This window comes from Pseudonocardia hierapolitana (assembly GCF_007994075.1).
Lineage (GTDB): Bacteria > Actinomycetota > Actinomycetes > Mycobacteriales > Pseudonocardiaceae > Pseudonocardia > Pseudonocardia hierapolitana.
On record NZ_VIWU01000001.1, the window covers coordinates 4061303 to 4074022 of the forward strand.

Consider the following 12720-nt stretch of genomic DNA (forward strand, 5'->3'; position numbering starts at 1 on the left):
GAGGTGCCGCTCGCGGAACTGGAGTACGCCTACAACATCGCCGCGCGGCTGGATGTGGGCAACGGTGACGGGACCGCGCACGTCAAGATCGAGTGGGATGCGCACGGCGGCACCGCGAAGGTGACCACGAAGGGCCTCGAGTTCATCGAGCGCCTGCCGGCCGATCGAGGCGGCCGGAAGTTGGCGGAGAACGACCCGCTGGTGAACCGGATCAACCAGGCGTTGACGCAACGTCACGTGCTCAACGAGGGCGGCCGTTCCCCAGGACTGGACTACGTCGTCAAGCCCCACCCGGTCACGGGCAAGTACATGGTCGTGCTCGTCGGCAAGTACCGCCGTCCGCTTCCGGGGCGCCGCTTCAACAACGGCTTGCAGGAGGCCATCGAGTACGCCGAGTCGCTGAACCACCCCGACCTCGAGATCGGCAAGCCGTCCCGGACGGTCGCCTCCATGAGCATCCGCGAGTTCATCGGCGAGCGGGACACCGCGGGGATGACCGGCGTCATCGGCGAGACCGAGCCCGCGTTCCGGCAGCAGTACGACAAGGACGTGATCTACCTGGAGCCGCACAACGGGGTGCACCGGATCGACTTCGACCCAGTCGACCACCCGAACCGGCAGTCGGCCCGGGAGGGCGTGGTGGCCGACGCGGTGACCGCGCACGCGGACGGGCGCCCGGTGTTGATCGACGTCCCCGACGCCACCGAGGCGGCGATCATCTCGCGGATGCTGCGGGAGGCGGGGGTCGAGCACCGCACCCTCACCGCGGAGAACATCGGCAGCGAGGGTGTCATCACGGCCAGGGCCGGCCGCAAGGGCGCGGTGACGGTGAGCACCATGAGCAACCGGGCCACCGACATCATGCTCGGTGGCGACGTGGTGTGGATGACCGCGCGCGAGATGAACCGGCGCTACCCGGGCTGGAGCCGGGACAAGGCGCGCTACCAGGCCGAGTACGAGGCGGTGTACGCGCGGGTGGCAGCCCGCCAGAAGGCCGAGGGCGCAGACCTCGACGCGCGCGGCGGGCTGGCGGTCATCGGCCTCGGCGAGCAGGTGTCGGCGCGGGCTGATGGCCAGCTGCGCGGTCGCGCCGCCCGGAACGGCCAGAACGGCAGCGCCATCATCCACCGCTCGCCCGAGGACCGGGTCCTGCAGCGCCGGGCGAACCAGCGCCACGAAGCGGTACGGGATGTCACCAGCGAGCTGACCGAAGCCGTGGACATCGACGGATTGGACGCCCTGTTCCGCGTCGCCCGCCACGAGAACGAGGTCAAGACGCTCCTCGAGCTGGAGTTCGGCACCTCGGCCGCTACGGACAAGGCCGCCAAGAACGAGGCCAAGGCCGAGGTCGAGCTCGCCAAGCAGGTACTGGCGGGCGACGAGGTCGTGAACCTCCCGGCCCTTCCCAGTGACGTCGCCTTCGACCTCGCGCACCTGGAAGCGGCCCTGCTCGAGGAGCCGGTCGCAGGGCTCTCCGACGAGCAGAACACCGAGGTCCAGCAGCTGGCGAAGCAATACGTGAACGACGCCGACCCGGCGGCCGCTCAGCGGCTGGCGGAGCTGATCCCGCAGCGGACCTGGATGCCGTACCAGTACACCCAGGACGACCTCGCTGGTGCGTTCGAGCGGCAGGAGAGCATCGCCGACGAGCTGCGCGCGTTCGAGCGGAACACCGAACTGCGCGGGAAACTGGGGCTGGACCGCCCGACGTTCGTCGCGACCCTTGTCGTTGCCGCGCAGGAGCTGGCCCATCGGGAGCAGGAGCGGACGGCCGAGCCCGAACTCGACGCGGCGCCGATCCGGGTCGATCCGGCAGACCGGCTGCGGCTGACGGCGCTGAGCGACCGCGAGCTGCGGGCGCTCCTGGACTACGCGGCAGGTCTGTCGGAAGCGGCGATCGCGCGGCGGCTCAACGAGCAGATCCTCGACCGGCACGCGGCCGTCCAGCCGCACCAGGTGGCCGGGATCATCGATGGGATCGGCGAGAAGCTGACTCGCGAGTTCCACAACAACGCGCTGCTCGGCGGCCGGGAACCCGCCGGCCGGGGCGTGCGCACCGAGGCGGACGCGCGCGACGCGATCATCGCCGAGGCGGTCGCGCTGCCGCTGCTCGCGGAGGCACTGGGGCTGGACGTCGAGGACGTGCGGGACCTGGTGCGCAACGAGGTCGTGGCCGCCGCTGCCGGGATGAGCGTCCAGGAGCTGCTGCAGCGGGTTCGCAACCAGGTCGTCCTGTTCGGGCAGGACCGCTGGGACCTGATGGAGCTGTGGGAGTCCGTGCCGGACGAGTTCCTGGCCCAGGCGGTCGGGCTGACGGTCGAGCAGCTGTGGGAGAAGGTCCACGACCGGCTGGCGGCCAGGGGGCTGGACCCGGCGGATGCGCGGGAGGCGATGCGGGACGAGGTCCTCGCCGAGGCGGCCGGGATGAGCATCGACGCCCTGCGGCGGGCGGTCCGCGACGAGCTCGTGGACGATGCGGACTGGCTGAGCCCCGAGGACATCGTGGAGTGGCTGCCCGAGCAGGTCATGGCCCAGATGGTCGGCCTGGATCTTCACCAGCTGCACCGGCGCATGCGCGAGCGCACGATCGCGCGGGCGGAGGCCGAGCTGGGCGCCGCGACGCTGCGCGAGGCGGTCGAGTCGATGCTGCGCGACCCGGCTGCGAGCACCGGCTTGTGGCGGCAGGTGCGCGACGCGCTGCGCGCGGTGCATGACTTCGACCTGCACCCGGCCGAGCGGGCCGCGCTCTGGCAGCGCGCGGACCGGATCGAGGAGTTCATCGTCCAGCTGCCCGCCCGGCACCAGGAGCGGGTCTACCGGGTGCTGGTCCGGACCGGGATCACCTCGCTGGCGCAGCTGGCAGCGCTGTCCCGCGACCAGCTCGCCGACCTCGACCTGCCCGCCCACACGATCCGGGCCGTCCGCCGGGCGATCGCCCAGCTCGGGGCGCGCGGTGCGGTGCCGGGGCGCCGAGGAGACACCCGCGACCGGCACGTCGCCGCAGAGCTGGCCGGAAACCTGGAGTGGGGGCACGAGGAGCTGCTCACCGCACTGCACATCGCGGCGGGGCAGGCCCGTGACCCGAACCGCGCGGCCACGTTCGGCTGGATGCACCGGATGCGGCTGACGACTGCGATCGCCGAGCTCTCGGTGCTCGCCGACGGACTGCCGGAGCCCGCCCGGGCACTGCTCGTCCGGGCCCGCGAGGGCAAGCTCACCGAGTCCGAGGTGGCCACGCTCGTCTCCTACGGGTCCGGCTCGCTCCGGATGGCGCAGCCGGCCCAGGCGCGCCAGGTGGGTGGGATGAGCCAGCACGTGGCTCTGCTGGTGCTCGACGCGCACGTCGGCGCGCGGCACGGGCAGGCTCCGATCGGGCCTGCGCCACAGCAGCGTCGGTTCCCGGCCCGCGTCGCGGCCGGAGCGGGCGCGCTGACCGGCGCCGCCGGTGCCGGACTGGCGGTCCTGGCCGGTATGAGCGCGCCCGGCATGATCGCGCTCGGTGTGGCCGGCATGGCGTTGGCCGGGGCCGTGGTCGCCATCGTCCACCTGGTCCGGAACCGCGGCCCGCCTGCCGAGGCGAGCCTCCCGACACCCACCGCCAGCGGCATGGCCGCCCGGCGGTGGAGGGACCGGGTTCTGATCGGCACTCCGTTGCTGGTCGTCCCGGTCGCACAGCGCCCGGCGCTGATCACGCTGGTCGGCGTGGGCCTGCTCGGGTTGCCGCTGGTGTTCGCAGGTGTGCCCGGGGTGGGCCTGCTCGCCGTCGGCGGGGCGATCGCCGCAGGTGTGCGACTGCTGAACGGCGTGCTGCAGGCGCTGAAGGCTCGGCTGCCGGCGCCGGCGCGCAAGGGCACCGGCCGGTTCGGTCCCGCCGGACTGCAGCCGGACGTGCCGCGCGGGTTCCTCGGCGTGCTGTCGACGGCTGCCCCCGTGCTGGGCACCGCCGGGTGGCTGGCGTTGACCGGGCACGGCCTCGCCGCCCCGCTGCTGGTGCTGGTCGGCGGGCTGGCCGCCGCGATCACGATCGTGGCACTGCACGGGATGGGCGACCCGCGGTCGCGTGGCTCGCCCACCATGGCGCGGCGGATCGGCAGGGTCGTCCTCGTGGCCTCCGCGGTCACGGGCATCCCCGCGACCGGTCTGTGGTGGGTGCTCGAGCACGGCCTGCTGCACCCGGTCACGCTCGTGAGCGGCGGCGTGCTCGTCGCGGCCGCAGCCGTCCTGACCTACCGCTGGACGCACCCGGCACGAGGCGGCTCGCCGATGCCGGTCCGGATGGGCAGGCGGATCGGCACCGGTGTCACCGCCACCGCGGTGCTCGGCGTGCTGGGCCTGTCGATGGTGGGCGGCCTGGCGCACCAGCCGGACGCGCCGGTGCGCGAGCCGAACGCGGTCGTGCAGGTCGAGATGACCAACGTCAGCGCGGGCACCGTGCTGAACCTGCCGACGCTGACCGGGCAGGACACGCAGACGAATGCCGGCCGTGACGTCGTGACACAGCGGCCCGACTCGGTGGCGAGCCTGGCGGACGGTCTGGCCACGACCCCGGCCTCGGTGCGCGCCGCGATCCAGGCGGCGAACCCCGGCATGAGCCTGCCGGCGAGCGACCGTGCCACGCTGCCCGAGGGAACCCGGTTCGCGGCCCCCGCCGGTACCGGGAACACCTGGAAGACCCAGGGCCACGGCGACAACCTGACCTGGATCGCCCACCGGTTCGGGCTGCGCGACTGGACGGACATCGCCGACGCCAACCGCGACACGCTCGCGGGCCGGGACGAGAACCTCATCCACCCGGGCGAGAACTGGAACGTGCCCGGCGCGGCTCCGCCGCCGGTGCAGCCGTCGGAGAAGCCGACCGACAAGCCGACCGACAAGCCGACGACGCCCCCGACGACCGGGCCGCCCACGACCGGGCCGCCGACGTCGCAGACTCCGACGACCGGTCCGGAGACGGGGACACCGGACGCGACGCAGACGCCCGGGGCGACGGTGAGGCAGACGCCCGGTCCGGCGACGAACCCGACCGAGCAGCCCGGGATCCGGGGCCCGCCGTCGGGCGTCGGGCAGGTTCTGTTGCTGGTCGGCGGCGCGCTGGTCGTCGGGTTGGCGGCCTGGTTCGGGCTGCGCCGCCTGGTGAGCTCGATCCGGTCGTGGGATGCCGCGCGGCTCGTTCACGCGGTGCGCGGGCTACCGGGCCGTGCGGCCCGGGCAGCCGAGGCTCTGTGGGCCACACCGATGGGACCGGGCCGGGCTCGTGCCGCGCTGCGGGTGGGTGCCGGGTTGGGTGTCGCGGGTGGCGCCACGCTCGTCGTGTTCGGCACGGGCACCACGGCGACGCTCGCCGGAGTGGTCGTCGCGGGTGCGGCGGCGGTGGCCCTCGCGCGGTCGAGGTGGACACCGGCGCAGATCCGGGCGCCGACCCGCGCCGAGCTGATCGCCGCGTTCCACGCGGTGCGCGCGGTGGTGTCCGGGTGGGGTGCGGCCGTTGCCGACCGGTTCCGGGCGTTCCGGGACGCCTGGCCGATCCAGTGGACAGCGTCGTACTGGGGTGCCGCACTCCGGGCGTGGGCGGACCGGCTGTGGCAGAACACGAAGACCGTGACCAGGGTGGTGCTCAGCCCGGCCGGGTTGGTGCACATCGCGGTGGGTGCGGTGTTCGTGGCCGCCACCGGAGCCCAGATGCTCTGGGCGCTGCCGACGATCAGCGCGATGGTGGCGTTCCAGGTACGGGGCAGCCTCAACACCTTCAAGCTGCTGCTGTCGCAGAACGTGTGGGTGCAGCGCGGCCTGCTGACGGCGATCGTGGCCACGCTGTCGGTGAACATCCCGCTGCACCTGCAGGGGATGCTGAACGCCGCGGCACCGGACGCGAACCGGTGGATCTCCGGGCTGTTCGGTGTGGCCGCGGTGACCACGGTGGTCGGCGCGCTCTCGATGCTGGCGGCGCTCTTCACCACGTCGACGCCGGCCAAGGTCACGTTCACCGCGTGGTGGAACCGGGTCACCGACCGCCTCGCCACGCTCGGGGCCACCGCGACCTTGGTCTCGATCCCGTTCATGGTCTACGCGGTGGTCTTCCACCCCACCTACGACACGATCGTCAACATCCACCCGGTCGTGTTCGCCCTGGTGGTGACCACGTTCACCGGGTTCGGTGGGGAGGCGCTGCTGCACCTGCTCGGCAAGGTGCTCCGCCGGGACCTGCCGGCGAAGCTCGTCAAGTTCTTCACGGTGTACTCGGCAGCGACGATCGCCGTGTACGGGCTGCTCTACCAGCTGCACCACCTGCCCTTGCTGATCACGGTGACCGGCACGCTCACGCTGGCCGGTCTGTTGCACTGGGCGCTGACCCGGCCTCAGCTGACGGGTTGGGCGAAGGCGAGGCACGCGCTGGTCGCAGCGGCGCTCACGGTGGTGAACGCGCTGGCTGCGGCTGCGCTGTTCGTGGGTTGGCCGGCGCTGCCCGCCGCGGTCGCGATCACCGGTGGCGTGATCGGTGTGATCACCACGCTGATCTGGATCTGGGCCATCCGCGGCCCACCGGGCGGCCCGGACGGCCCCAGCACACCGGGGTCCGGCACTCCGGGACCGATCGGTCCGACGCCCGCGACGTCGACGAGCACCCCGACCACTCCGACCACTCCGACCGTGACGTCGACGACCGGGGCTCCCGGCCTCCAGGCCCCGCCGTTGGGGATCCGCCGGATCGTGCGCCGCGCTGCCGGCGCCGTCGTCGACGCGCTGGTGGCCTGGCTCGGGCTACGCCCGCTGCTGGCCGTGTCGGGCCGGAGGTTGGGCCAGACGTTCGGGCGGCTCACCGGCCACGGGTCCGGCCGCAGGCCAACGGACGCCGAGAACGCCTACCGGGCAGCACTGGACGCGAGTGCGAAGGCGCAGGCGGAGTTGGCGAAGGTGTCCGGCTGGGTGCCGTGGTTGGTGATGTGGCTGCGCAAGGACGGCCTGCTCAGCGAGCTGCTGGTCTACAAGCGGGTCGCCGGCGCGGTGGGTATGGACTGGCGGGAGGTCCGGGCGCTGGACCGGCAGCGTCACCAGGTGCATCCGCCGGCGCTGCTGGCTCCGGAAATCCTGGAGATGAGCGGAACCCAGGCGCTCGCGGCGGTGCGGGCAAAGGTCGCGCAGCTGGCCAGGAAGGCGGAGGAGGCGGCCGAGGCGCTGCGCGACGCGAAGGGGGACCTCGACACCGAGCGCGCCGCCCGGGGCACGGGGGCCACCGGCGGCACCGCGGGTACCGGGTCGGCGAGCGGGCTGCGCAAGCCGCACGGCTCCGGGCTCGACGAGTCCGGATTCCGCCGCTGGCTGTTCGGTGTGCGCATGAGCCCCGACGAGCGGGCGGGGCTGGCCGACCAGCTGCGCTCCCACACGCTGCCCACCCTGGCGGGGCTGCCTGCCGAGCTGATGCCGCTGTGGCAGCAGGCCGCCGCCGAGCTGCTGGACGGTGTGGTCGGCGGACCCGCGCTGTCCGAGCTGCTGGCCCGGTACCCGCGGGGCCCGCCGACGGTGGAGTTCCACTGGCTGTTCGCGCCGATCGTCGATCGGGCCACCGGGCTGGTCGCTGACGCCGGGCACAAGGTCGGCGGGGACGGCACGCTGCACGTCTACGTCAGTGACACCGGCACGGCCGCCGGTGTGCTGCACGAGCTGGTGGAGGCGCTCTTCGCGCCATGGGCCGGCTTCACGCCCGCGCAGGCGCACGCCATCGCGGTGCTCGCCGAGCGCGGGGTGGCCGACCCGGCGCAGCAGGGTGGCTCCTGGCTGACCGCCCGCGCCCGCCGCGAGATCGACCAGCTCGCGCGCGAGCGTCGCACCGACGCCCTCACCGTGCTGGTGCGCGGGTACGACGAGGTCCGCGGGCAGATCCTCGAGGCGTTCGAGGGCCAGCCGGCATGGCGCAACCTGCTGCTCGGCTACGCCGAAGCGTTCCACGGCCTCGCCGAGGAGACCCTGGGCCCGCTGGTCGACGAGTTCCTCGACAGGCGCCGCAACGCCCGGGTCCGGGCGTTCCTCCCGAGCATCAAGCGCACCCTGGTGGAAGCGGTGAACGGTGCCGCCGCGAGCACCGGGCTGGACGCGGCGGCGGACGAGTTCACCAGTGCCGCCGCCCAGCTCGACAAGGCCGTGACGAACTGGGCGGGCCGCGCCGACCTGGCCGCCTTCGCGGTCGCGGCGCTACGCGCGGCGGACGCCGCGCTCTCCGAGGAAGCGGCGATCGAGCGGGCTCGCACGCTGCTCGACCTGCCGGCCCCGGTGGTGGCGCACGCCGTCCACGCGGGCCTGCCCGCCACGGCACCGGACCACTGGAACCCGGAGGTGCCGGCTGCCGAGCAGCTCCGCGCGATGATGGACACCCGCCGTGGCGCGCTCGAGGACACCAGCATGCGGGTGGACCAGACGCTGCGGGTCTTCGGGGACACGCTCACCCGGGAGGACCCGGCCGGGGCGGCCCCCGGCTTCTACCAGGCGGTGGAGGGCGCGGTCGCCGAGGCCTCGCGGCAGGGCATGTCGAACTTCCGCATCCACAAGTCCACCGGGATCGACTTCGAGACGGTCTCCGCGATGACCGGCCGGATGGAGCCGAACCCGCGCGAGCGGATGCCGATCGTGGACAAGTTCATCCAGACCTACGCCGCGATCTGGGCCTGGGCCCACGCGGAGGCCGCGCCGCCTCGCGAGTACCGGGCCGCCGCGAACTCGATCGACACCCGGGATCTCGGGGAGCTGCAGGCACGCCTGGTCGCCCTCGGCGTCGAGGAGCGGGCCGCGGCTCTGGTCGGCAAGGAGCGCCGTGCACTGGGGCTGCTGTGGGACACCCACCTGCACCACAACGACTACTCCGACCCGCGCTACACCCGCATCGCCAGCCAGCTGAAGTACATGCGGGCCGCGGGCATGCAGGGCGTCGTGATCCTCTCGCCGATCCCGCAGCGCGGACGGGGCATCTTCACCGCAGGCTCGGGCAGCTTCTACTACGCCCAGATCGGCGTGATCCGGCTCGGCATCACGTTCGGGGTGCCGATGCTGACGATGCACGGCAAGTTCCCCGACGTCCGGCTGTTCGACAGCGTGCGCGAGCTGAGGACGAAGGACGCCGACCTGGGCTGGCGGGCCATCCCGGGCATCTCGGGGGCACGGGTGGACATACCGGGCGCCCGGGGCTACCTGCACGCGATGCTGATCACGCACCCGGACCTGGCCTACGCGGTGGCCGAGACCACGTTCGCCAAGGAGGGCGTGACCCGGCTCCTCGGCCGCCAGGCTGCGCACGTGCTCAACCCCGACTACCTGGAGTACGCGGGCAAGCTGATCGACGCCGCCCGGCACGTCAAGCGCTCGCTGGGCAAGCACCACATCAGCCGCAAGTACCTGGTCGAGGTGGCCCCCGGCCTCGCCGAGGTGTTCCCGGCAGGTGGTGGGGGCACCACGCTGGATCCGGTCGCGCTCCTCGAGCGGCTGAACGACAACCGGCACGAGCTGGAGCAGCTGCTCGACGAGCTGTCGCTGTCCAGGAAGGCGAAGAGCCTGGCCCGCGCCGCGGCGAAGGCCTACCGGTCCGACACCGGCGAGCTGCAGATGTACAGCCCGCACACCGAGGAGCTCCTGCGGGCCTCGCAGGAGACCGGCCAGATGGTGATCATCCACAACGACGCAGGCCTGGCCCGGTTGGGCATCGACGGCCTCTACAAGGCCGGCGAGACCGACGAGCGCTACCTGATGCCGCTGATCGGGCTGCTGCGCAAGTACCCGGGGGCCAACGTGGTGATGGCGCACCTCGGGCTCGGCAAGTGGACCACGTTCTCCGACACCCACCTCGACGTCATCGACTGGATCCTGCGGCAGTTCCCCGAGGAGCAGGTCAACTTCGACGTCTCGTGGAACGACCTGGCCCAGCACATCAAGGCCAGCGCGACGACACGCAAGCGGTTCGTCCAGCTGGTGCTCGACCACCCGACGCGCTTCCTGTGGGGTTCGGACTCGGTCAAAGCGCCGACGCCGGACAACTACGAGCGGCACTACCACGACATGACGCCGCTGTTCGAGGAGATCGAGTCCAAGGCCGGCGGGAAGCGGGCCGTCCAGCTCATGCTGCACGGCAACGCCGCCAGGGTGCTCGGCAACGCCACCCGTCGCGGCCAGCAGTGGGCGTTCACCGAGATCACCTCGGGCAAGTGGGACGCGTTCCTCGACGCGCTGCCGGAGAACCGCAAGCAGTTCGTGCTCGAGTGGGTCGACGAGCAGCAGAGGGCGGGCCGGGTCGCGACGCGCGACGCCGGTGGGGCGATCGTCGCGGACGGTCCGGGCAACTGGCGCGAGCACGAGCAGATGCAGTCGTTCGTCCGCTGGCACTGGGCGGTCACCGGCAAGGTCGTGGCGGGCAAGGACACCCTGCGGCTGCGCTGGCGGGCCCTGCGGCTGATCGCGCTCGACGCCAAGATCGTGCTCAGCGAACGGCTCACCCAGCTGGCCCTGTCGTGGAAGGAGCGCGGTGGGCTGCGACCCGCCGACGACGCCGCCGTGCTCGGCGTCGACTACACGCCCGAGGCGATCGTGGCGGCACAGCAGGTCGACCTGATCACCGGCACCAGGAGCGGCGGTCCCGACCGTCGCGAGTGGATGGACAAGGTGCTGGCCGACGTGGACGGCACCCAGCGGGAGGCGAACGCCACCGAGCGCAGGATCGGTGAGCTGCGCAAGGAGCTGCGCAGGAACTTCCGCATCAACATGGCGATCGGGGCCGGGCTGATGGCCACCGGTGCCTGGCTGGCCTGGTTCGGGCCGATCCCGCAGCTGGTTCCCGCCGGCGTGCTGGCGATGTCCAACAGCCTCGCGTTCATCGCGCGAGGCCTGATCACCGTGACGCGGACCGGGCACGGCCAGCAGGCCCGCGTGTTCGGTGAGTCGATCATCGAGCGGGGTCGGATCGACCTGAACGTGATCGCCTGGCAGGCCAACCTGATCCGCAAGTACCTGCCCGACGAGCTCACCCGCGTGGTCGGCAAGCGGGACCCGGACCTGGTGGAGGCCAAGCTCGCCGAGTTCGACCGGCTCACCGACGAGTTCCTCAAGCTGGCGGCCACGATCCGCTACACCCCGCTGAACGGGGTCTCGGTCGCGGCCCGCCAGAAGCTCGCGGTGGCCGAGTACTCCACCTACCAGGACCGGATCAGCCGGTTGATCGGCGCGACGGCCAACTCGATCGTCGGGCTGAACCCGCACTCCGGGATCACCGGCCGGCTGGTGCACACCACGCTCGCGACCACGTTCATGGTGAACCTGATCGGGCACATCGCGCTCGCGGTGGCCGCGAACGACCCCCTGACGTTCACGGTCAACGCGGCGTACGCGATCTCGGACGCCATCTTCGGGTTGCACGCCGTGGCGGGCGCCGCGAGCGGCTGGGCAGGCTACGACACCAGCACCCACCCGTGGTTCCGGTTCATGGTCCAGGTGCCCGGCTTCCTGGTGCTGACCACGGCCAACCTCCTGCTCGGCGTCCAGTTCGCGGCGGAGGGCGAGGTGATCCCGGCGCTCTCGGCGCTGGTGCTGACGTTCACCACCGCGTACGTGCTGAACCGCGGTGTGGCGCTGGAGCTGAACCTGGGCCGGCGAGCGCCCAAGCGCGGGGCGGCCGCGAACTTCATGATCGGCTCCTCCCTGATCGCGCTGGGCCTGATGAACCTCAACCCGGGCAACACGTGGGTGCAGCTCGTCGGCCTCGGGATCGGCGCCTCCGTGCCGATCGTCATCGTCGTCCGGGGTCTGGTGGAGCGCCTGGTCCGCCTGATCCCGCGCCGTGAGGTGCCCAACCGGTCGTTGCCGGCGCACCCGGGCGGCCCGCCGTCGTCCGGGCCGCGCGGGCCCACCGGCCCCAGCGGGCCGACCGGTCCGGGCGGGCCGGGCGGATCCGCAGGTCCGTCCGGCCCGGGTGTCGGTCCGTCCGGGCCGCGCGCCGGGCCGACCGGCCCTGCCCGCCCCGGGCGGGTCGCGCGCGTGGCGGCGGCAGCCGGTGTCCTCGCGGTGCTGCTGCTCGGCGGGCCGCTCGACAACGGCCCGGCGCAGAGCCAGTCGCCGGCAGCGCCCTCGGTCAGCGCGCCCGCCAACCCGGGTACCGGGCCGCCCGCGGCGGTGGTGCCGAGCACGCAGGCGCCGAACACGCCGGCGACCGGCAAGGCGCAACCGAGTACGTCGCCTGCGACGACGAACTCCCGGACGGGCCAGCCGGGCATCCGCGCACCGCCTGGGAACGAGGGGACCTCCCCGGTCGCCCGCGTGCTGTTCGTCGTGGGCGGCGCGATCGGCGCGCTCGCCGGCGCGGTGGCCGCCTGGTTCGGGCTGCGCGCGTGGTGGCGGCACCGGGCGGCCCTCGGCGGGCCGGCCGGCGCGGCGAACCCGGACCTGGTGATCCGCCGGGCCACCGATGCCGACGTCGACGCGGTGGTGCAGCTGCGCCTGGAGCGGGCGGAGTGGCTCGAGGCACGCGGCTCGGACCAGTGGACCGGTGGCATCACACTCGACACCTGGCGGGCGCGGGTGGCCGAGTCCGTGCGGGCCGGGCGGACCTGGATGGCCACCACCCGCGACGGCAAGGTGCTGGGCACGATCGCGATCGACTTCCAGGCGACGCCCGGCCTGTGGACGGCCGAGGAGCTGGCGACCGCGGTGATGGTCCACCGCCTGATGGTCGGCGTGGACGCCGCGGGCCAG

Annotated in this window: 1 protein-coding gene (running past both ends of the window); it reads left to right on the plus strand. The window is 73.0% G+C overall.

Every position in this 12720-nt window falls within one protein-coding gene, locus FHX44_RS19400, for a GNAT family N-acetyltransferase, read on the plus strand. The gene is 65646 nt long; 15747 of those nucleotides lie to the left of the window and 37179 to its right, leaving coding positions 15748-28467 in view, spanning codon 5250 (complete) through codon 9489 (complete); the first codon wholly inside the window starts at position 1. The start codon and the stop codon both lie outside this window.